This window comes from Methylobacterium sp. C33D (genome assembly GCF_053345825.1).
Map to the genome: position 1 here is coordinate 107835 of NZ_JBKFAV010000015.1, position 21007 is coordinate 128841.

The following is a 21007-nucleotide window of genomic DNA, read 5'->3' on the forward strand; positions in this document are numbered from 1 at the left end:
GCCCGGCGCAACTCCCGGCTCACCAGCCGCGATAGCCGTAGCCGCCCTCGTAATCCCCGCCCCAGTGGCGGGCCGGGCCGTAGCCGACCGGGACCCGCTCGTAGGTCACGGTCCGGCGGGTCGCGTAGACCGGCGCGTCCTCCTCGTAGACGCGGTAGGCCGGGGCCGGCCGCACGACCACGGGGGCCGGGGGGTAGCCGTAATCCGCGTAGCCGTAGCCGTAGCCGGGCGCCGCGTGGGCCTGGGTCGCGGCGCCGATCAGGGCGCCGGCCGCGAGGCCGCCGATGATGCCGGCCGCGATGGCGCCGCCGCCGCGGGCCTCGGCGGTCGTGGAGGCCAGGGTGCCCGCGCCGATCAGCGCGGCGGCCGAGAGCAGAGCGATGCGTGTCATGACCTGTCTCCGGAAGAAGCGCGGAGCGCCTGCGGCGCCCCGGATCACACGGGAGACCATGCCGCGCCGCCGCTGCACCGAAGCTGAAGCCGGCCTGCAGCCACGGTTCAGCTTGGCGGCCCGACCTCCGGATCGGGGGCGGTGCGGATGTAGCCGCGGGAGATCAGACGGCTGCGCTCGCGCGTGCGCCGCTCGGCCTCCATCAGGTCGGACAGGGCGTCGGCGATCGCGCAGCGCAGGGCGATCCCGGCGTCGCCGCCGGCGAAGCCGAGATACGCGGAGCTGATCGCCTCGACGGGGCAGGCGTGATCGTCGCGCTGGGCCAGGACCTGGGTCAGCATCGGGTTCTCCTTCGTCGCGTCCGGGAACGAAAAGAGAACAAGCCATAACGGTTAACGTTCCGTCAACGCCCGCCGGGCAGGCCGCCCGGAGGCGGCCGAACCCTGTGGATAACGCCGTTTCAGCAGCCTGGCGGCTGTGGATAAGCCGGCTCACTCCGGCATTCGCGGCAGCGGCTTGCCGTCGGCGGGAATCGGGTAGCGGGCGGCGTTCAACTCCATCGCCAGGAACGTGTAGTAGCCGGAGATCGCGGCCAGATCGACGACGCCCGGCTTGCCGAACCGGGCCTCGGCCCGCGCGAAGGTCGCGTCGGAGACGCGCTTCGTGTCCTGGAGCTCGGCGGTGAACTCGTACACGAGGGTCTCGTCGTCGCTCATCCTGGCCGGCCGGCGGCCGTCGCGGATCGCCGCGATGATGTCGGCGGAGATGCCGGCCTTCTCGGCGATCGGTGCGTGGACGTACCACTCGTAATCCTGAGTCCAGCGGCGGGCGGTCATCAGGATCACCAGCTCCGAGAGCGTCGTGCCGATCTTCGGCTTGAAGCGCAGGTAATCGCCCATCGAGCGGGCGAGCGTCATCACCTCCGGCGAGTACATGAGCGGCTCGAACGGCCCGAAGGGCGGCTTGCCGCGCGCCTGCGCGAAGGCCTCGGCCGCCTGCTTCTGCTCGGGGGTGTAGTCCTGGGGCGGAATGGTCGGCAGCCGGTCCTGCGCGCGCGCCGCAGCGCTCGCCCACGGGGTCGCCAGCGGCAGGGCCACGGAGAGGGCAGCAAGGGTCAGCGCGCGGCGGCGGAGGGTCATCGTTTCGCTCCCGTTGGATCGTCTGTGTCGTGTCGCGCCGCACGATTACGGCGGCGTCGCGCGGCCGCCAGGGCCCGGGCGGGAAAGCCCGTACGAATCCGGCTCGGCGTCAGGAAAAGACCTCCCCCGTCGCGGAGCCGGGTTCGGGCCGGTTGCGCTCGGCGCCGCGCCGCGCCATCAGCGGCCGCGATGGCCGGTCCCGAACCCGCGCTGCCGATCGAGGCGGCGCTCCCCGATCTGCGCCGCGCGCTCGCCGCGCGGAACGCCGCCGTCCTGGTGGCCCCCCCCGGCGCCGGCAAGACGACCCGCGTGCCCCTCGACCTCCTGGAAGCGCCCTGGCTCCACGGGCGCAAGATCGTCCTGCTTGAGCCGCGGCGCCTCGCGGCCCGGGCCGCCGCCGCGCGGATGGCCCAGACGCTGGGCGAGCCGGTCGGCGGGACAGTCGGTCTGCGCGTCCGCCTCGGCTCGAAGATCTCGGGCCGCACGCGGATCGAGGTCGTCACCGAGGGCGTCTTCACCCGGATGATCCTGGACGATCCGGAACTCTCGGGAATCGGCGCCGTCCTGTTCGACGAGTTCCACGAGCGCTCCCTGGACGCCGATCTCGGCCTCGCGCTGGCGCTCGACGCGCAGGGCGGCCTGCGGGAGGACCTGCGGATCCTCGTCATGTCGGCGACCCTGGACGGCGCCCGGGTCGCGCGGCTGATGGGCGACGCCCCGGTCGTGGCCTCCGAGGGCCGCGCCTTCCCGGTTGGGACCCGGTACGTGGAGCGCGATCCGAACCGGCGGGTCGAGGACTCGGTCGCCGAGGTCACGCTGCGCGCCCTCCGGGCGGATCCGGGCTCGATCCTGGTGTTCCTGCCCGGGCAGGCGGAGATCCGCCGGACCGCCGACCTGCTGGCCGAGAAGGTCGGCCCCGACGTTCAGCTCGCGCCCCTCTACGGCGCGCTGACCCCCGCCGAGCAGGACCGTGCCGTCGCGCCGGCCTCCGCCGGCACCCGGAAGGTCGTCCTCGCGACCAGCATCGCCGAGACCTCCCTGACCATCGAGGGCGTCCGGATCGTGGTCGATTCGGGGCTGGCGCGGGTCCCGGTCTACGAGCCGGGCCTCGGTCTGACCCGCCTGGTCACGGCCCGCGCCTCCCGCGCCTCGGTGGACCAGCGCCGGGGCCGCGCCGGCCGCACCGAGCCCGGCCTGTGCTGGCGGCTCTGGTCCGAGGCCGGCACCAACGCCCTGGAGCCGTTCACGCGGCCGGAGATCCTGTCGGCCGACCTCGCCGGGCTGCTCCTCGACTGCGCCGCCTGGGGCGTGACCGACCCGGGCGCGCTCGCCTTCCTCGACCCGCCGCCCGCGGCCGCCCTCACGGAGGCCCGCGCCCTGCTGAGAGAGCTGGGCGCGCTCGATCCCGACGGCCGCCTGACGCCGGTCGGCGCGCGGCTGCGGGCGTTGCCGCTGCCGCCGCGGCTCGCCCGGATGGTGACGGTCGCGGCCGGCACCGGTCAGGCGCGGGCCGCGGCCGACCTCGCCGCCGTGCTGGTGGAGCGCGGCCTCGGGGGCGACGGGGCCGACCTCGACGAGCGGGTCGAGCGCTTCCGCCGCGACCGGGGCGGACGCGCCGCCGACATGCGCCGGCTCGCCGAGGGCTGGTCCCGGATCGCCGGGGCGGGCGGTCCCGCGAGCCCGGATGCCGGCCCCGCCGCCGCCGGGCCGCTCCTGGCGCTCGCCTACCCCGACCGGGTCGCCCGCGCGCGCGGCCGCGAGGGCGAGTTCGTGATGGCGAGCGGCCGGGCCGGGCGCCTCGACCCGGCGAGCCCGCTCGCCCGCGAGACTTATCTGGTCGTCGCCGACCTCGCCGGATCGGCCGGGAACGCCCGGATCCTGGCCGCGGCGGCGATCGGCCCCGAGGCGATCGAGGGCCTGTTCGCTGACCGGATCGAGTCGCGCACCGAGATCGCCTTCGATCCGCAGGCGGCCGCCCTGCGGGCACGGGCGGTCCGACGGCTCGGCGCCGTCAGTCTCGGGTCGCGGCCGCTGCCGGTGCCGCCCGATACGGACAGCGCCGCGATCCTGGCGCGCGGCATCGCCGATCTCGGGATCGACCGCCTGCCGTGGACGCCGGCCCTGGCGCAGTGGCGGGCCCGGGTGACCTTCCTGCACGCCGCCGACGGCGCGGCCTGGCCCGACCTCTCGGACGCCGCGCTGGCCCGCACGGCGGAGACTTGGCTGGCGCCCGCCCTGCTGGGTCGCGCCGCCCTGGCGTCGGTCACGGCGAGCAACCTCGCGGACGCCCTCCAGGCCCTGCTGCCCTGGGACCTGCGCGCCCGGCTCGACGCGGAGGCGCCGACCCATGTCGAGGTGCCGACCGGCTCGCGCGTCCCGGTCGATTACACGGCGGAGGAGCCGGCGCTCGCGGTCCGGGTCCAGGAGCTGTTCGGCCTCGACCGGCATCCCAGGGCCGGGGGCCGGCCGCTTGTCCTGCACCTGCTGTCGCCGGCGCAGCGGCCGATCCAGATCACCCGGGACTTGCCGGGCTTCTGGCGCGGTTCCTGGGCGGCGGTGCGGTCCGAGATGCGCGGGCGCTACCCGCGCCATCCCTGGCCGGAGGACCCGCTCAGCGAGGCTCCCACCCGCCGGGCCAAGCCCCGCGGCACCTGATCACCGCCTGACGAAGCCCCGACGCGAACGGACCCGACGCGATGACCACGGACACCGATGCCCACGACCCCGCCGCCGACGGCTGGACTCTGGTGGAGGACAAGGGCTTCATCGCCCATGTCGGGCCGCTGCACGTCCGCGGCGCGGACGGCGCCTACGCGTTCCGGGCCGACCAGAAGCACGCCAACCTGATCGGCGTGGTCCACGGCGGCATGCTGATGAGCTTCGCCGACCGCGCCCTCGGCGAGACCGCGATGCGCGCCGCCGACGGCGCCAATTGCGTGACCATCCAGCTGGAGATGAAATTCATCGATGTCGGCCGGCTCGGCGACTGGATCGAGATCCGGCCGCAGGTCGTCAAGCGCACGGGCTCCCTCGTGTTCATGCGCGGCGACGTCCGCGACGGCAGCCGTCTGCTCGCCTCGGCTGACGGCGTCTGGAAGATCCTGCGGCGCCGGCCGAGTTGACCGGATCAGGACAGGCGTCCTAGCCTGCCGGCGCGCGTCGCGGCCCGTCGCGGGATGCGCGGGGGAGGATTGCATGCGACCGTCGCAGACCGAGGCATCCGGGATCGCGGCCGAGCGCGGGCGCGTCCCACCGTCCCGACGCACGCTCCTCGCGGCCCTGGGAACACTCGCCGTCACGGCCGCCGACGCGGCGGCGCAGCCCAGCACGGTGACGAGTCCGCCGCGCGACTTCCGGCCGGGCGCCGCCCCGACCACCTACTTCACCGATCCGGACATCGTCACGGTCGACCCGGCCTTCGAGCCCTACATCGTGCCGAACAGCGCCATCCGCCGGCTCTGGACCGGCGCCCTCTGGGCGGAGGGGCCCGCCTGGAATTCGGTCGGCCGCTACCTCGTCTGGAGCGACATCCCGAACAATCGGCAGATGCGCTGGCTGGAGGAGGACGGGCACGTCTCCACCTTCCGGATGCCGAGCAACAATTCGAACGGCAACAGCTTCGACCGCCAGGGGCGGCAGCTCAGCTGCGAGCATGCCACCGGGCGCGTCGTCCGCTACGAGCTCGACGGCTCGGCCACGGTCCTGGCCGATTCGTTCGAGGGCAAGCCGCTCAACTCGCCCAACGACGTCGTTCAGCACCCGGACGGCGCGTACTGGTTCTCCGATCCGCCCTACGGCGCGCTGCTCTACGAGGGCCTGCCCGACGCGGCGGGCGGTCCGAGCAATCCGCAGGGCCATCTCGATCCGCGGCTCGGCCAGCCCGCCGGCACCGTACCGCGGCGCCGCGTGCTGCCGAACGCGGTCTACCGCGTCGACCCGTCCGGCCGGCTCGACCGCGTGCTCACCGACGACGAGGTGCCCGACCCCAACGGCCTCTGCTTCTCGCCCGATCACCGGACGCTCTACGTCTGCTCCACCGGGAAGGGGCCGGGGGATACCGGGCCGGGCGGCAAGGGCGAGATCTACGCCTTCGACGTCGGGACCGGGGCTGCGCTCTCGAACAGGCGGCTCTTCTCGGACTGCGTCGTGGACGGGGTGAAATGCGGGCCCGACGGCCTGCGGGCCGACGTCGACGGCAATCTCTGGGTGTCCAGCAACGCCGGCCGGGCCGTGGGCTACAACGGCGTCACCGTCTGGACACCGCAGGGCAAGCTCATCGGGCGGATCCGCCTGCCGGAAGTGTGCGGGAACCTGACCTTCGGCGGCCCCAAGCGCAACCGCCTGTTCATGGCGGCGAGCCAGTCGCTCTACGCCCTGACGGTGAATACCCAGGGCGCCGGGCCGGCCTAGGATCGCGCCGCTGCAATCCGGGACGGAACCGGCGCCGATCCTCCGGTCGGCCATGGCTGACCGGGCACCGGGACGCTATCTGTCACGGGCATGAGCGAGGATCCCGCCCCCGACCCGACCTTGAGCCGCCTCAGCGCGGCCCTGGGGGATCTGCCGAAGCGCGGGCCGCCGCCGGTGGAGCGGTGGGACCCGCCGTATTGCGGCGCGATCGACATCCGCATCGCCGCGGACGGGACGTGGTTCCACAACGGCTCGCCGATCCGACGGGACAAGCTGGTCAAGCTCTTCGCGACTATCCTGCGGCGCGAGCCGGACGGCCGGACCGTCCTGGTCACGCCGGTGGAGAGCGTCGGTATCACCGTGGACGACGCGGCCTTCGTGGCCGTCGAGATGGCGGTGGACGGGAGCGGGGCGGACCGGCGCGTCTCGTTCCGGACCAACGTCGACGATCTGGTGAGCGTCGATGCCGAGCACGCTCTGCGCTTCGAGGAGGCGCCGGACGGGGCGCTGAAACCCTATCTCCATGTCCGCCGCGGGCTGTGGGCGCTCGTGACCCGGGCACTCACCTACGACCTCGTGGACCTCGCCGAGGAGCGTCTGGTCGACGGAGAGCCCTGGCTCGGCCTGTGGGCCGGCGGCGCCTTCCACACGATCGCGCCGGTCGCCGCCGCGTGAGCGACCCGCTCGCCGACTTCCTCGCCCGCGCCGCCGCCGGCCTGTCGCCGGACCCGCCCGGGCCGGACGATCCGACCTCCAATCCCCGGGGCGATCACAGCCTCGATCCGGACGGAGCGGCCGTGATCCCGCCGCCGCCGCATCGCCGGGCCGCCGTCCTCGTGCCGGTCGTGCCGCGGGCGGACGGTCCGACCCTGATCCTGACGTTGCGGGCGGCCAACCTGCGCGACCATTCCGGGCAGGTGGCGCTGCCGGGCGGCAAGATCGATCCGTCCGATCCCGGCCCGGCGGACGCGGCCCTGCGGGAGGCCTCCGAGGAGATCGGGCTGCCGCCCGATCTCGTGCGGCTGCTCGGCTATCTCGACCCGTACCTCTCGGGCACCGGCTTCCTCGTGACGCCGGTCATCGGCCTGGTCGATCCCGTCGCGGTGCTGACGCCGAACCCGAACGAGGTGGCCGACGTCTTCGAGGTGCCGCTCCCGTTCCTCATGGATCCGGAGCGCTACCGCCTGCGCTCCCGCGCCTGGCAGGGCCGCGAGCGCTGGTTCTACGCCCTGACCTTCGGCGAGCGGCTGATCTGGGGCGTCACCGCCGGGATCCTGAACAATCTGCGGGAACGGCTGTACCCGGAAGCGGCGCAGGGCGACGGCCGCCGTCCCGCGCGTTAGGCTGATTCCATGCTCCGCCGCGTCCTCGAAGAGTTCGGCCTCTTCCTCATCCCCTTCGCGCTGTTCCTGGTCTACCTGCTGCTGTCGGGCCGCAATCCGCTGCGCCGGGTTCACTGGGACGCGCACCTGTTCCGCCTCGTCCTGGCCGGGCTCGCGGTCGTGATCGGCACCCTCGTCTACGAGGGCCTGTTCTCGGAGCGCCGTCCCGGCGGCTACGTGCCGGCCCACATGGAGAACGGTCGCCTCGTGCCCGGCGGCTTCCGGTGAGCCGCGCCCTCGATCCCGCGGGGCTGGCGGCCCTGCTCGAACGCCCGGGCGTCCGCCGCGTCCTCGCGGCCCTGGACGCGCCGGGCGCGGAGACCCGCCTGATCGGCGGCTGCGTCCGCGACGCGCTCCTCGGCGCGCCGACCGCCGACATCGACATGGCGACGACGCACCGGCCCGAGGCAGTGATGCGGGCGGCGCAGCGGGCGCCCGGCCTCAAGGCGGTGCCGACCGGCATCGAGCACGGCACCATCACGCTGGTGACCGAGGACGGGCCGATCGAGGTCACGACCCTGCGCGAGGACGTCGAGACCGACGGGCGGCACGCGGTCGTCCGCTTCGGCAGCGACTTCCGCCGCGACGCCGAGCGCCGCGACTTCACCGTCAACGCGCTCTCCCTCGGCGCCGACGGGAGCCTGCACGACCCGGTGGGCGGCCGGCCCGACCTCGCGGACGGGCGGGTGCGCTTCATCGGCGATCCGGCGACCCGGATCCGCGAGGACGCGCTGCGAATCCTGCGCTTCTTCCGCTTCCATGCCCGATTCGGCGCCGGCCCTCCCGACGCCGCCGCCCTGGCGGCCTGCGTGGCCGCGCGGGACAGCCTGGACCGGCTCTCCCGCGAGCGCGTGCGCGCCGAGTTCCTGAAGCTGCTGGCCGCGCCCGGCGGCCCGGCCCTGATGAGGACGCTGAGCGCGACCGGCCTGCTGCCGCGGATCACCGGCGGCGTCGGGGAACTCGGGCGGCTGGAGCGGGCCGCCGCCGCGGGCCTGTCCCCGGTGGCGCGCCTCGCGGCCGTCGCGGTCGGCGCCCGGCACGACGCCGACCGGCTGCGCGAGCGGCTGCGTCTCTCGAAGAGCGAGCACGCTTACCTGCTCGGCTACGCCGCGGCTCTGGCCGATCTCCACGGACGCGCGGTGCTGGACGCGGACGCGGCGCGGGCCCTGGCGGCGGAGCACGGCCTGTCGTGCCTGGCCGACGCGCTGGCGATCCTGGCCGGGGAGCCGCGGCCCGTCGCGGCGGAGGCGGCGCGGAGCGCCCTGGCCGCCCTCGCGGGGGAGGGGGCGTCGCCGGCTTTTCCCCTGACGGGGGCGGATCTGGTGGCGGCCGGGGTGGCGCCGGGCCCCGCTATAGGACGCGGCCTGGCCGCGGCGCGGAAAGTCTGGCTGGCGCACGGCTGCCCGACCGACGCCGCGGCGCGGGCCGAGCTGATGGCGCGGGCGCTGGAAGGCGCCCGCTGAGCGCGGCTCAGAGCTTCAGGAGCGCCTTGGTCTCCTGGAGCTGGACGATCTGGCCGTTCAGCTCCTCGCGCTTCTGCAGGTCCTCGGTGGCGTCGCGCTGCATCTCGACCGCCTCGATGTCACGGTCGAGGGAGTCGTGGGTCAGCTCCTCGATCGGTGCGGCGCGCTCGGCCAGCACGGTCACGGCCGTCGGGCCAATGTCGGCGAAGCCGCCGCGGACGTAGATCCGCTTGCCGCTGCCCTGGCTCTCGGTGATCACGATGACGCCGACCCGCAGGGACGTCAGCACGGGCGCGTGGCCCGGCATCACGGTCATCTCGCCCTCGGTGCCGGGCAGCTGAACGGCGGTCACCTCGCCGGAATACAGCGTCCGCTCGGGGCCGACGAAATCGAAGTGGAAGGTGGCCATGGCCTGACGTGTTCCCGGATCGGCGGCGCGCTCTCCGCCGCGCGGGCGGAGCGTCTCGAAAAAGGCTGCGCGGACGGCACCGGTCAGGTCGTCCGCGCAGCCTCTGTCCCCTTCCCGCGCGGGGAAGAGGGTGTCGTCTTACGCGGCCTTGAGCTTCTTGGCCTTCTCCTGGGCCTCCTCGATGGTGCCGACCATGTAGAAGGCGGCCTCCGGGAGGTCGTCGTAGTCGCCGTTCACCAGGCCCTTGAAGCCCTTGATGGTGTCCTCGAGGGCGACCTGCTTGCCCGGCGAGCCGGTGAACACCTCGGCCACCGAGAAGGGCTGCGAGAAGAAGCGCTCGATCTTGCGGGCGCGGGCCACGGTCAGCTTGTCCTCCTCGGACAGCTCGTCCATGCCCAGGATCGCGATGATGTCCTGGAGCGCCTTGTAGCGCTGCAGGGTCTGCTGCACGCGGCGGGCGACGTCGTAGTGCTCCTCGCCGAGGATCGCCGGCGACAGCATGCGCGAGGTCGAGTCGAGCGGATCCACCGCCGGGTAGATGCCCTTCTCGGCGATCGAGCGCGACAGCACGGTCGTGGCGTCGAGGTGGGCGAACGAGGCGGCCGGCGCCGGGTCGGTCAGGTCGTCGGCCGGCACGTAGATCGCCTGCACCGAGGTGATCGAGCCCTTGGTCGTGGTGGTGATGCGCTCCTGGAGGGCGCCCATGTCGGTGGCGAGCGTCGGCTGGTAGCCCACCGCCGAGGGGATGCGGCCGAGGAGCGCCGACACCTCGGAGCCCGCCTGCGTGAAGCGGAAGATGTTGTCGACGAAGAACAGCACGTCCTGGCCGTCGTCGCGGAACTGCTCGGCGATGGTGAGGCCGGTCAGGGCGACGCGCGAGCGGGCGCCGGGCGACTCGTTCATCTGGCCGTAGACCAGGGCGCACTTCGAACCCTCGGCGGAGCCGTGCTCCTTCGGGTCGACGTTCACCTTGGACTCGATCATCTCGTGGTAGAGATCGTTGCCCTCGCGGGTGCGCTCACCCACGCCGGCGAACACCGAGTAGCCCGAGTGCACCTTGGCGATGTTGTTGATCAGCTCCATGATCAGCACGGTCTTGCCGACGCCGGCGCCGCCGAACAGGCCGATCTTGCCGCCCTTCGCGTAGGGGGCGAGCAGGTCCACCACCTTGATGCCGGTGACGAGGATCTGCGCCTCGGTCGACTGCTCGGCGTAGGAGGGGGCCGGCTGGTGGATCGCGCGGAAGGTGTCGGCCTGGACCGGGCCGGCCTCGTCGATCGGCTCGCCGATGACGTTCATGATGCGGCCGAGCGTGTTCATGCCGACCGGAACCTTGATCGGCTCGCCGGTGTCGGTGCACTCCTGGCCGCGGGTCAGGCCCTCGGACGTGTCCATGGCGATGCAGCGGACGGTGTTCTCGCCGAGCTGCTGGGCGACCTCGAGGACGAGGCGGGCGCCGTTGTTCTTGGTCTCCAGCGCATTCAGGATCTCGGGCAGGTGGCCCTCGAACTGCACGTCGACCACGGGGCCGATGACCTGGGTGATCTTGCCGACCTTGTTGGAGCCGGTGCCGGGGAGTGCGGTGTTCGCCATCGTTAACCTACCCTTCAAGCTGTGCGGTCGGGTCGCGGTGCCTCAGAGGGCTTCCGCACCCGAGATGATCTCGATGAGTTCCTTGGTGATCATGGCCTGACGCGTCCGGTTGTAGATCAGCGTCTGCTTCTTGATCATCTCGCCCGCGTTGCGGGTCGCCGAGTCCATGGCGCTCATGCGCGCGCCCTGCTCGGAGGCGGCGTTCTCCAGGAGCGCCCGGTAGATCTGCACCGTCAGGTTCTTCGGCAGCAGCGTCTCGAGGATCGCCTCCTCGGACGGCTCGAATTCCAGGGCGGCGTTGCCGGCCGCCGCCTTCGCGGTCGCGTCGGCCGCCGGCAGCTCCGCGGGGATCAGACGCTGCGCGGTCGGGATCTGCGAGATGACCGAGCGGAACTCGGAGTAGAACAGGGTCGCGACGTCGAACTCGCCGTTCTCGAAGCGGGTCAGGATCTTGTCGGCGATCGAGGCGGCGAACTCGTAATCCACCGGTCGGTTGCCGCGGATGTCCATGCTCTCGACGATCTGGTCGCGGTACTGCCGGCGCAGCGCGTCGAGGCCCTTCTTGCCGACCGTCATGATCTTGACGGTCTTGCCCTCGGCGGCGAGCTTCTGGGCGTGCTCGCGCACCGCGAGGCGGACGATCGACGAGTTGAACGCGCCGGCGAGGCCGCGGTCGCCCGTGCACACCACGAGAAGGTGCGTCTGCTCGGAGCCGGTCCCGGACAGGAGCCGGGGGGCTCCGACGCCGCCGACGAGGTTGCCCGCGAGGTTGCCGAGCACCGCCGACATCTTCTCGGCGTAGGGACGGCCCGCCTCAGCGGCCATCTGCGCCCGGCGCAGCTTGGCGGCGGCGACCATCTGCATGGCCTTGGTGATCTTCTGCGTCGCCTTCACCGAGGTGATGCGGTTGCGCAGGTCCTTCAAACTCGCCATCGGGTGAGGTCCAGGTCCGTTCTATGGGCCTCTCCTTCCCTCGGCGGGAAGGAGCCGGAAGTTCGGGCGGTGCGGCGGGGACCGGGATCCCCCCGCGCCACCCAAGATCCCTCCCCGGGGGGAGGGGCCTCACATCAGCCGATCGACTTGGCGACGCTCTCGACGACGCTCTTCAGCTTGCCGGCGTTCTCGTCCGACAGGTCCTTGGAGGCGGCGATCGAGTCGAGCAGATCCTTGTGCTTGGACCGCAGGGTCGAGAGCAGCGCGTCCTCGAACGGGCGGACCTTGCTGACCGGCATCTTGTCCAGGTAGCCGTTCACGCCGGCGTAGATCACCGCGACCTGCTCTTCCATCTTCAGCGGCGAGAACTGCGGCTGCTTCAGGAGCTCGGTGAGCCGCGAGCCGCGATTCAGGAGGGCCTGGGTGGAGGCGTCGAGGTCCGAGCCGAACTGCGCGAAGGCGGCCATCTCGCGGTACTGCGCGAGCTCGCCCTTGATCTTGCCGGCGACCTTCTTCATCGCCTTGGTCTGGGCCGAGGAGCCCACCCGCGACACCGAGAGGCCGACGTTCACCGCCGGGCGGATGCCCTGGTAGAACAGGTCGGTCTCGAGGAAGATCTGGCCGTCGGTGATCGAGATCACGTTGGTCGGGATGTAGGCCGAGACGTCGTTGGCCTGGGTCTCGATGACCGGGAGCGCGGTCAGCGAGCCGTTGCCGGCGGCGTCGCCCATCTTGGCGGCGCGCTCCAGCAGGCGGCTGTGGAGGTAGAACACGTCGCCCGGATACGCCTCGCGGCCCGGCGGGCGGCGCAGCAGCAGCGACATCTGGCGGTAGGCTACGGCCTGCTTGGAGAGATCGTCGTACACGATCACGGCGTGCATGCCGTTGTCGCGGAAGTACTCGCCCATGGCGCAGCCGGCGAACGGCGCGATGAACTGCATCGGGGCCGCGTCGGACGCCGTGGCGGCGATGACGATGGAGTATTCCAGCGCGCCCTGGTCCTCGAGGACCTTCACGAACTGGGCCACCGTCGAGCGCTTCTGGCCGATGGCGACGTAGATGCAGTAGAGCTTGGCCTTCTCGTCACCGCCGGCGGTGTGACCCGGCTTCTGGTTCAGGATCGTGTCGAGGGCGATGGCGGTCTTGCCGGTCTGACGGTCGCCGATGATCAGCTCGCGCTGGCCGCGGCCGACCGGGATCAGGGCGTCGATCGCCTTGAGGCCCGTGGCCATCGGCTCGTGCACCGACTTGCGCGGGATGATGCCCGGCGCCTTGACGTCGACGCGGCGACGCTCGGTCGACTGGATCGGGCCCTTGCCGTCGATCGGGTTGCCGAGGGCGTCGACGACGCGGCCGAGCAGGCCCTTGCCGACCGGCACGTCCACGATGGCGCCGGTCCGCTTGACGGTCTGGCCTTCCTTGATCTCGCGGTCGGAGCCGAAGATCACGATGCCGACGTTGTCCTGCTCGAGGTTCAGGGCCATGCCGCGCACGCCCGACTCGAACTCGACCATCTCGCCGGCCTGGACGTTGTCGAGGCCGTAGGCGCGGGCGATGCCGTCGCCGACGGACAGGACCTGCCCGACCTCGGAGACCTCGGCTTCCTCGCCGAAGTTCTTGATCTGCTCTTTCAGGATCGCGGAGATCTCGGCGGCGCGGATGTCCATACTCGGGCCTCTGTCGCTGATGCGTCTATGCGTGTTCGGGTCGGATGGGGGCGCTTACCGCGCGGCCCGCATCGCGAGGCGGATACCGTTGAGCTTGGTCTTCAGGGAGGCGTCGACCATGCGCGAGCCCATCTTCACGACGAGGCCGCCGATCAGGCTCGGGTCGACCACGAGGTCGACGGCGACGTCGGCCTTGGCGATGTCGCGCAGCGACGCCTTGATCTCCTCGATCACCGCGTCGGAGGGCTTCTCGGCCACCCGCACCTGGGCGCGCACGATGCCCTTCGAGTCCTGGACCAGGGTCCGGAACGCGTCGATCATGTCGGGCAGGGCGAAGAGCCGGCGGTTCGAGGCCGCGAGGCGGATGAAGTTGCCGGCCAGCCCGCCGATGCCCGCCTTGTCGAGCACGGCGCCGATGGCGGCCGCCTGCTCCTCCGCGCTGAAGACCGGACTGCGGACGAGGCGGCGGAGATCCGCGCTCTCCTTCAGCAGCGTGTCGAATTGATCGAGGGATTGGGCGACCGCGTCGACCTGGCGCTCGTCGCGCGCGAGCTCGAACAGGGCGGAAGCGTACCGGCCCGCCACGCCTGCGACCAGGGGACCAGCCTCGGAACCGTTCTGCGCCACCCGTCGCTCTCTTCTCTGGTTGCCCGCCCGCTCCGCGCGCTCCGGCTGGAGCGCGGTGCGAGACCGTTCGGGACGTGGGATCGCGCCGGCAACGGACAGGTCGAGAACTGTCCTCGCGGCGCGGCGACCGCCTAGCATGCCAGCATGGCCGCGCGCAACACGGCAGCCGGGTCCGCTGCGCGTGAGGACGGCAGAAGTGTGACGCGGGCGGAGCCTCAGCAGGCCAGCCGGTCGCAGTGCCGGACGCTCGCGATCATCTTGGCCATGGCGCCGGCGCCCGGATGTCCGAGGATCCCGCTGTTGCCGAGCACGTAGGACGGCGTCGCGTAGAGGCCGAGATCCGCGGCCATCCGCATCTGGCTCTTGAGCGCCGCGCGCACCTCCTCGCTGTCGGCGATCTCCTCCACCTCCGCCTGCGGGATCCCCAGAGCGGCCGCAGCCGTGAGCGCGCCGGGCCCGTCGATGCGGCCGGGCTTGCCGAGCAGCGTCTGATAGAAGCGCCACGCGGCCTGCGAGCCGAGCTTGCGCTGGACGGCCAGCATCACCTTGGCGGCCTGGGCGGATTGCGGCGACAGGATCGGGTTGTGGACAAGCCCGATCCGGAGCTCCGGGTCGCTGTCGTGCAGGGCGACGACGTCGGCGGCCGCCTTCCGGCAGTACGGGCAGTTGAAGTCGAAGAACTCGTAGAGCGTGGTGCCGGCCTCCCGCGGCCCGACATAGGTCACGCCGCGCAGGCCGGGGATCTGCCCGGTGATCTCCCCCGGCAGGATCGAGTTCGCCACCGCGCGCCCGTCGTCGCCCGTCACCGCGACCCGCTGGCCGTAGGATTGCGCGGAGGCGCCGGTCAGGCCGGCCCCGAGAGTGGCGGCCGCGGCGAGGAGGAGGCGTCGCGAGACAGGCTTCGAAACAGGCATGGGACTCGTCCGGGGCATCGCTCGTCCGGCCCGGCCGTGCCGGAGCGGAGCCGGACCAGAACCAGGGGGTCGAGTCGGTTTCATGGCCGTGCGGCCGTGAACGTCGCGCGACCGCGGGGCGGGCGCAGCCTAGCGCAGCCCCTTCGGCCGGTCACCGGTCGCCCAGGCCAGGGCCTGCTCCAGCCGGTCGTTGCCCCAGAACAGCTCGCCGTCGTCGGCCAGGAAGGTCGGCGCCCCGTAGATCCCGCGGGAGCGCGCCTCCTCGACGCTGACCCGCAGCTTCGTCTTGTTGGCCTCGGCGGCGGCGGCCCGCACGGTCTGCGTGCCGTCGAGCCCGAGCGAATCGAGGATCTCCGCCACGGCCGCCGGCTCCGCGATCGAGCGGCCCTCGGCGAAGCTCGCGGTGAAGACCGCCTTCGAGAACGGCACGAGCCACGGCTGATCCTGGCCGAGGATCGCGACCCGGACCGCGCTGAGGCTGTTCTGCGGGAACTGGGCGGGGCGCGTCACCGGCGGCAGGCCGAGGCGGGCGGCCTCGCGCTCGACGTCGCGCCACATGTTCTTGCCCTTGGCCGCGTAGAGATTGAACGGCGAGGTGGTCCAGCCCTGCGCGGCGAAGAGAGGTCCGACCAGGAAGGGGCGCCACCGGATCGCCACGTCCGCCTCGGCGGCGGCGGCCTCGACGCGCATGGCCGCGAGGTAGGAGTAGGTGGAGGCGAATTCGTACCAGAACTCCAGAATTGGCTGGCGCGCCATAGACTTCGCTTCTCCGATGCACTCTCGCGGCGATGACGACCTGCAACGCCCGCGCCGTTTCTGACACAACCGCAAGGCCGCCGTGAGGCGAAACGCGGCCGATCCTCCGGCATCTCGGCTACGCGCGAGACGGCGCGCCGGTTGCAGGCCGGTGACACCCGCGATAAGCCGCAGACGCCGAGCCAGATCCCTCGCCCAGTTCCGGAAGTCCCATGTCCGTCCCCGCGAAGAGCCCTGTGAAGAAGGTCGTGCTGGCCTATTCCGGCGGGCTCGACACATCGATCATCCTGAAGTGGCTGCAGACCACCTACGGCTGCGAGGTCGTGACCTTCACGGCCGATCTCGGCCAGGGGGAGGAGCTGGAGCCGGCCCGCCGCAAGGCGGAGCTGCTCGGCATCAAGCCCGAGAACATCTACATCGAGGACCTGCGCGAGGAGTTCGTCCGCGACTACGTCTTCCCGATGTTCCGGGCCAACGCCGTCTACGAGGGCGTCTACCTGCTCGGCACCTCGATCGCCCGGCCGCTGATCGCCAAGAAGCAGATCGAGATCGCCGAGAAGGTCGGCGCCGACGCGGTCTGCCACGGCGCGACCGGCAAGGGGAACGATCAGGTCCGGTTCGAGCTCGGCTACTACGCGCTCAAGCCCGACGTCACGGTGATTGCGCCCTGGCGCGAGTGGGACCTGCGCTCGCGCGAGCAACTCATCGCCTTCGCCGAGCAGCATCAGATCCCGATCGCCAAGGACAAGCGCGGCGAGAGCCCGTTCTCGGTCGACGCCAACCTCCTGCACGCCTCATCCGAGGGCAAGGTGCTGGAGGATCCGGCCGTCGAGGTGCCGGACTACGTCTACTCGCGCACCCTCTCCCCCGAGGAGGCGCCCGACCAGCCGACGATCATCACGATCGGCTTCGAGCGCGGCGACGCGGTCTCGATCGACGGCGAGGCCCTGTCGCCCGCGAGCCTCCTGGCCAAGCTCAACGAGCTCGGCCGCGCCAACGGCATCGGCCGGCTCGACCTCGTGGAGAACCGCTTCGTCGGCATGAAGAGCCGCGGCATGTACGAGACGCCCGGCGGCACGATCCTGCTGCCGGCGCACCGCGCCATCGAGTCGATCACGCTGGACCGGGGTGCCGCGCACCTGAAGGACCAGCTCATGCCGCAATACGCGGAGCTGATCTACAACGGCTTCTGGTTCTCGCCGGAGCGCGAGATGATCCAGGCCCTGATCGACAGGAGCCAGGAGAAGGTCACCGGAACGGTGCGGCTGAAGCTCTACAAGGGCGGCGTCCACGTCATCGGCCGCGAGAGCCCGCACTCGCTCTACGACCAGGATCTGGTGACCTTCGAGGAGGGCGCCGTCGCCTACGATCACCGCGACGCGGCCGGCTTCATCAAGCTCAACGCCCTGCGGCTGCGCACCCTGGCCCAGCGCAGGAAGCGCGAGGGCTGAGCCCGCTTCCGGTCGCCGGCCGTCAGGCCGGGAGCCAGCGCTCGGCGGCCCGACGGAAGTCGCCGGGGCCGAGATCGGCGTAGCGCAGGAAGATCTGCAGGGCCGGCTGCAATTCGCGATGGAGGCGCACGAGCCGCGTCTCCGCGTCCTCGTCGTCGTTCGCGGCCGCGCCGGGGACGGCGGCGAGATGGCGCTTCATCGCCGCGGTGTAGGCGCCGTCATCGCCGTACGGCGTCTCCGGGTCGACGCGCGGCACCCCCTGCTCCGCATTCCACCCGATCTTCAGTCGCGGGATCAGCGCGAGGTGCTCGGGCGTCACCGCGAAGGTGATGACGTCCGGCGTCTCGCCGGTGGCCGCATCCCGGAAGACGTCGCCGACCGCGCCCGGGTCGAGCTTCGCTAGGCCGTTGTGGTACTGGTACCGGCCCGGCTTCAGCTGCGCGTTCTGGACGAAGACCGCGAGGCCTTCCTCCAGTGCCCGGTGCTCCTCCTCGGCGCCCTCGTCGTCGCCGGTGACGTTGGCGATGTCGCCGTCGCGATCCAGGCTGCCGTAGGGCGCCGCGGGATGGACGGTCGGCGCGCCCGGCGCGGTGCCGCCCCAGGCGACCACCATCCGGCGGATCAGGGCGATGCGCTCCAGGCTCAGGTCGTAAACGGCATCGCTCATCGTGGCTCGGTCCCGGGTCTCACGCTTGGAAGGGCCCGTCTTACAGAGGCGCACCGCCCCCTGCTACCGCCGCAGGCAGCCCGTCAGCCCGTCGATCTGCCCCATCATGGCCTGGATCCGCGCGGCCCGGCGGCGCACCCCGGGCGAGGGCCGGCCGGCGCTCCGGGTGATCGGGTTCGGAAGCACGGCGGCGAGGAGGGCGGCCTCGTTGCGGGTCAGCCGGCTCGCGTCCTTGCCGAACCAGTGCCGGCTCGCGGCCTGCGCCCCGTAGATCCCGTCGCCCCACTCGGCGACGTTGAGGTAGATCTCCATCATCCGGCGCTTGCCCCAGAGCGTGTCGAGCGCCAGCGCCAGCGGGATCTCGACGGCCTTGCGGATGTAGGAGCGGCCGGGCCACAGGAACACGTTCTTGACAGTCTGCATGGCGATCGTGGAGGCGCCGCGGCTCGGGGAATCCTCGTCCTCGACCACGTCGCGGATCGCGCCGAAATCGACCCCGTGATCCAGGCAGAAGCGCTGATCCTCCGAGGCGATCACGGCCTGGGACAGGGCCGGCGCGATGGCGGAGAGCGGGACCGGATCGCGGCTCACCGGCTGAAGCGTCAACCACCGTCCCAGCATCAGGGTCGACGGCGGCATCACCGCGCTATAGACGAGCGCCAGCGTCAGCGCGAGGACGAACCCGGCGGCGGGGAGCAGCAGAAGCGCTCCCACGACCCGGCGGACGCGGCGGGAACGGCGCGGGCGCGCGAGCGGGAGGTCGCGACCTTCCGTCTCCCGCCTGCGTCGAGCCCCGTCCACCGTGAGTCCGTCCCCGCCCAACTGACACCCGATTGGTTTTCGCAAGGCCAGGACCGGACGTAAGCCCGATGACCCCGACCCCCTCAACGCAGGCACCGACCGGTTCGGTCAAGGCAGTCACGCCGGCCGCCGATTTTACCCACAGGTTGACGGAGGTCGCCGGCACGGTCGAGACCTTCCTGGTCGAGCGCCTCGGGCCCGCGGTCGGCGCGGGCGAGATCGCCCGGCCGCCGCGCCTGATGGAAGCCATGCGCCACGCCGTGCTCGGCGGCGGCAAGCGTCTCCGGCCCTTCCTCGCCATCGAGACCGCCCGGATGCTCGGCGGCTCCGAGGCCGCAGCCCTGGCGGCCGGCGCCGGCGTCGAGCTGGTCCACTGCTACAGCCTCGTCCACGACGACCTGCCGGCGATGGACGACGACGACATGCGCCGCGGCAAGCCCACGGTCCACAAGGCCTACGACGAGGCGACCGCCATCCTGGTCGGCGACGCCCTGCAGACGCTGGCCTTCGAGATCGTCGCCGACCCGACCTGGCAGCCGGACGCGCGCATCCGCGCCGATCTCGTGCTCGGCCTCGCCCGCGCCTCGGGCCTCGGCGGCATGGTCGGCGGCCAGCTCCTCGACCTCACCGCCGAGGGCCGGTTCGGCGCGGCCAACATGGACGTGGACGACACCCTGCGGATGCAGGCGATGAAGACCGGCGCGATCCTGGCCTTCTCGGTGGAGGCCGGCGCGATCGTCGGCGGTGCCGACAAGGACCAGCGGGCCGCGCTCCTGCGCTACGGGCTCGCCCTGGGGCAGGCCTTCCAGATCGCCGACGACATCCTCGACCGGGAGGCCTCGCCGGAGGCCATGGGCAAGGCCACCGGCAAGGACAAGGATGCCGGCAAGGCGACGCTCGTCGACCGTCTCGGCATCGACGGCGCCCGCGCCGAGTGCGACCGCCTCGTCGGCGTCTGCGAGGACGCGGTGTCGTCCTGGGGGGAGGGTGCCCGCGTCCTGCGCGACGCCGCCCGCTTCACGGTCGCCCGCAAGACCTGAGCGCGCGGGCCGGGGAAACCCGTTTGACGCCTCGGAGGCCGGGCTAGGCCCGGCGACCCGTCCAGCGCGCGCGGCGCCGCGATCGCGGCCGGCGCGCCACCGGAGCGACGGGCTCCGCGAGGCGGACCCGCGCAGTCCCGACCGGTGCGATCCGAATCGGGTGCGGGGCCGCGAAGCGCGCGACGCCCGTCAGAGCCGGTTGTTCTTGTTGTGGACGTCGAGGCAGACGGCCGCGAGCAGGACCACGCCCTTGATCACCTGCTGCCAGTCGACGCCGATCCCCAGGATCGACATGCCGTTGTTCATGATGCCGATGATGAAGGCGCCGGTCACGACACCCGAGACCTTGCCGATGCCGCCGGCGGCCGAGGCCCCGCCGATGAAGCAGGCGGCGATCACGTCGAGTTCCATCCCGACGCCGGCCTTCGAATTCGCGGTGTTGAGCCGGGCGACGAAGATCATGCCGGCGAGGCCCGCCAGCGCGCCCATGTTGGCGAAGGTCAGGAAGGTCAGCCGCTCGGTCTTGATGCCCGAGAGGCGCGCGGCCTTGATGTTCCCGCCCAGCGCGTAGATCCGGCGCCCGATCGTCGTCCGCGCGGTCACGAAGCCGTACAGCATCACCAGCGCCAGCAGCACGAGAAGCACGTTCGGCAGCCCCCGGTAGGCGCTCATCTGCCACGCGAAGGCCAGGATCAGGATGGCGGTCACGCCGGTGCGACCGACGAACGTCGCCGGGGACTCGACCGGGCTCCCGTTCCGCAGCCGCGACTGCCGCCGTCTCCAGCTCAGCCCGGTCAGGGTCGCGACCAGCGCGAGGGCGATCAGGACGGCGGTCCAGGGTCCGGCAAGGTTGACGAGGAAGCCCTTGGCGAGGAGCTGGAACACTTCCGGGAACGGTCCGATGGAGGTCCCCTGCAGCAGCACCTGCGTCAGGCCGCGGAACACCATCATGCCGGACAGGGTGACGATGAAGCTCGGGATCGCGAGGTAGGCCACGAAGTAGCCCTGCAGGCCGCCGATGACCGCGCCCAACGCGAGGCACAGCAGCGCGGCCGGGAACGGGTCGACGTGGAAGCGGACCATCAGCAGGGCGGCGAGCGCCCCCACGAAGCCGACCACCGAGCCGACCGACAGGTCGATATGCCCGGCCACGATGACCAGCAGCATCCCGAGCGCCATCACGACGACGTAGCTGTTCTGGAGGATCAGGTTGGTGAGGTTCAGCGGCTGGAACAGGACGCCGCCGGTCGCGACCTCGAAGAACAGCGTGATCATCGCCAGCGCGACGACGAGCCCGTAGGCGCGCAGCGGCGCCATCGGCAGCCGGCCGCGCCGGGCCCCGGCCTCGCCCGTGGCGGCGGCCG

General features: G+C 72.1%; 22 protein-coding genes. 9 read left to right on the top strand and 13 right to left on the bottom strand.

Annotation, left to right across the window (positions count from 1 at the left end; translation table 11 throughout):
* Nucleotides 1-19 precede the first annotated feature (19 nt).
* The 3 genes from ACLBXO_RS14165 to ACLBXO_RS14175 all read right to left on the bottom strand — a co-directional run bounded on the left by ACLBXO_RS14165 (nucleotide 20) and on the right by ACLBXO_RS14175 (nucleotide 1530).
* Nucleotides 20-391, bottom strand: coding sequence for a hypothetical protein (locus ACLBXO_RS14165; protein ID WP_447685739.1), 372 nt, complete (start codon nucleotides 389-391; stop codon nucleotides 20-22).
* 107 nt (nucleotides 392-498) lie between these two features.
* A complete protein-coding gene (locus tag ACLBXO_RS14170) occupies nucleotides 499-732 on the bottom strand; it encodes a hypothetical protein (protein WP_331315202.1) in 234 nt (77 codons plus the stop codon).
* 150 nt (nucleotides 733-882) lie between these two features.
* Nucleotides 883-1530: a carboxymuconolactone decarboxylase family protein gene (locus ACLBXO_RS14175; RefSeq protein WP_447685740.1), complete on the bottom strand. Its 648-nt coding sequence runs from the start codon at nucleotides 1528-1530 to the stop codon at nucleotides 883-885.
* A 189-nt stretch (nucleotides 1531-1719) separates the two neighbouring features.
* On the opposite strand from ACLBXO_RS14175, the gene hrpB reads away from it, so the two are divergent.
* The 7 genes from hrpB (at nucleotide 1720) to ACLBXO_RS14210 (ending at nucleotide 8785) form a co-directional block, all read left to right on the top strand.
* Entirely contained in the window at nucleotides 1720-4185 is a 2466-nt protein-coding gene (gene hrpB / locus ACLBXO_RS14180) for an ATP-dependent helicase HrpB (RefSeq protein WP_447685741.1), read from the top strand.
* A 41-nt stretch (nucleotides 4186-4226) separates the two neighbouring features.
* Nucleotides 4227-4652, top strand: coding sequence for a PaaI family thioesterase (locus ACLBXO_RS14185; RefSeq protein ID WP_331315199.1), 426 nt, complete (start codon nucleotides 4227-4229; stop codon nucleotides 4650-4652).
* 73 nt (nucleotides 4653-4725) lie between these two features.
* Nucleotides 4726-5940: an SMP-30/gluconolactonase/LRE family protein gene (locus ACLBXO_RS14190; protein ID WP_447685742.1), complete on the top strand. Its 1215-nt coding sequence runs from the start codon at nucleotides 4726-4728 to the stop codon at nucleotides 5938-5940.
* A 90-nt stretch (nucleotides 5941-6030) separates the two neighbouring features.
* Entirely contained in the window at nucleotides 6031-6615 is a 585-nt protein-coding gene (locus ACLBXO_RS14195; RefSeq protein ID WP_331315196.1) for a DUF1285 domain-containing protein, read from the top strand.
* A complete protein-coding gene (locus ACLBXO_RS14200; protein ID WP_447685743.1) occupies nucleotides 6612-7283 on the top strand; it encodes a CoA pyrophosphatase in 672 nt (223 codons plus the stop codon). The genes ACLBXO_RS14195 and ACLBXO_RS14200 overlap by 4 nt, the downstream gene beginning before the upstream one ends.
* A gap of 9 nt (nucleotides 7284-7292) precedes the next feature.
* Nucleotides 7293-7550: a DUF6111 family protein gene (locus ACLBXO_RS14205; protein WP_331315192.1), complete on the top strand. Its 258-nt coding sequence runs from the start codon at nucleotides 7293-7295 to the stop codon at nucleotides 7548-7550.
* Nucleotides 7547-8785 carry a CCA tRNA nucleotidyltransferase gene (locus tag ACLBXO_RS14210; RefSeq protein WP_447685744.1) on the top strand — a complete coding sequence of 413 codons (1239 nt, stop codon included), beginning with the start codon at nucleotides 7547-7549 and terminating at the stop codon, nucleotides 8783-8785. The genes ACLBXO_RS14205 and ACLBXO_RS14210 overlap by 4 nt, the downstream gene beginning before the upstream one ends.
* A 7-nt stretch (nucleotides 8786-8792) precedes the next feature.
* Here the strand turns inward: ACLBXO_RS14210 and ACLBXO_RS14215 are convergent, their stop codons facing one another.
* The 7 genes from ACLBXO_RS14215 to ACLBXO_RS14245 all read right to left on the bottom strand — a co-directional run bounded on the left by ACLBXO_RS14215 (nucleotide 8793) and on the right by ACLBXO_RS14245 (nucleotide 15684).
* The gene (locus tag ACLBXO_RS14215; RefSeq protein WP_331315190.1) at nucleotides 8793-9194 is read right to left on the bottom strand and encodes a F0F1 ATP synthase subunit epsilon; all 402 of its coding nucleotides are present in this window, start codon (nucleotides 9192-9194) and stop codon (nucleotides 8793-8795) included.
* Nucleotides 9195-9332: 138 nt separating this feature from the next.
* Nucleotides 9333-10787, bottom strand: a complete 1455-nt coding sequence (gene atpD, locus ACLBXO_RS14220) for a F0F1 ATP synthase subunit beta (RefSeq protein WP_020093502.1) — start codon at nucleotides 10785-10787, stop codon at nucleotides 9333-9335.
* 42 nt (nucleotides 10788-10829) lie between these two features.
* Nucleotides 10830-11720, bottom strand: coding sequence for a F0F1 ATP synthase subunit gamma (locus ACLBXO_RS14225; RefSeq protein WP_331315189.1), 891 nt, complete (start codon nucleotides 11718-11720; stop codon nucleotides 10830-10832).
* A 134-nt stretch (nucleotides 11721-11854) separates the two neighbouring features.
* Nucleotides 11855-13387 carry a F0F1 ATP synthase subunit alpha gene (gene atpA, locus ACLBXO_RS14230; protein WP_091977076.1) on the bottom strand — a complete coding sequence of 511 codons (1533 nt, stop codon included), beginning with the start codon at nucleotides 13385-13387 and terminating at the stop codon, nucleotides 11855-11857.
* A gap of 54 nt (nucleotides 13388-13441) precedes the next feature.
* Nucleotides 13442-14014 carry a F0F1 ATP synthase subunit delta gene (locus ACLBXO_RS14235; RefSeq protein ID WP_331315185.1) on the bottom strand — a complete coding sequence of 191 codons (573 nt, stop codon included), beginning with the start codon at nucleotides 14012-14014 and terminating at the stop codon, nucleotides 13442-13444.
* A gap of 215 nt (nucleotides 14015-14229) precedes the next feature.
* Nucleotides 14230-14928: a DsbA family protein gene (locus ACLBXO_RS14240; RefSeq protein WP_447685745.1), complete on the bottom strand. Its 699-nt coding sequence runs from the start codon at nucleotides 14926-14928 to the stop codon at nucleotides 14230-14232.
* Between the two features lie 129 nt (nucleotides 14929-15057).
* Nucleotides 15058-15684, bottom strand: coding sequence for a 2-hydroxychromene-2-carboxylate isomerase (locus ACLBXO_RS14245; protein WP_020093497.1), 627 nt, complete (start codon nucleotides 15682-15684; stop codon nucleotides 15058-15060).
* Between the two features lie 212 nt (nucleotides 15685-15896).
* Between ACLBXO_RS14245 and ACLBXO_RS14250 the strand changes: the two genes are divergently transcribed.
* Complete coding sequence (locus ACLBXO_RS14250) at nucleotides 15897-17135, top strand: argininosuccinate synthase (protein WP_331315182.1); 1239 nt, start codon at nucleotides 15897-15899, stop codon at nucleotides 17133-17135.
* A 22-nt stretch (nucleotides 17136-17157) separates the two neighbouring features.
* On the opposite strand, the gene ACLBXO_RS14255 is transcribed toward ACLBXO_RS14250, so the two are convergent.
* The gene (locus ACLBXO_RS14255) at nucleotides 17158-17802 is read right to left on the bottom strand and encodes a hypothetical protein (RefSeq protein WP_447685746.1); all 645 of its coding nucleotides are present in this window, start codon (nucleotides 17800-17802) and stop codon (nucleotides 17158-17160) included.
* A gap of 63 nt (nucleotides 17803-17865) precedes the next feature.
* Nucleotides 17866-18636 carry a monofunctional biosynthetic peptidoglycan transglycosylase gene (mtgA, locus tag ACLBXO_RS14260; protein ID WP_419539345.1) on the bottom strand — a complete coding sequence of 257 codons (771 nt, stop codon included), beginning with the start codon at nucleotides 18634-18636 and terminating at the stop codon, nucleotides 17866-17868.
* A 35-nt stretch (nucleotides 18637-18671) separates the two neighbouring features.
* Between mtgA and ACLBXO_RS14265 the strand changes: the two genes are divergently transcribed.
* Nucleotides 18672-19643 (top strand): polyprenyl synthetase family protein, encoded by a 972-nt coding sequence (locus tag ACLBXO_RS14265; RefSeq protein ID WP_331315177.1) that lies wholly within the window; start codon nucleotides 18672-18674, stop codon nucleotides 19641-19643.
* A 189-nt stretch (nucleotides 19644-19832) separates the two neighbouring features.
* Here ACLBXO_RS14265 and mmsB read toward each other — a convergent pair whose 3' ends face one another.
* On the bottom strand, nucleotides 19833-20960 hold the full coding sequence (gene mmsB, locus ACLBXO_RS14270; protein WP_447685760.1) for a multiple monosaccharide ABC transporter permease: 1128 nt from the start codon (nucleotides 20958-20960) through the stop codon (nucleotides 19833-19835).
* Between the last annotated feature and the right edge of the window lie 47 nt (nucleotides 20961-21007).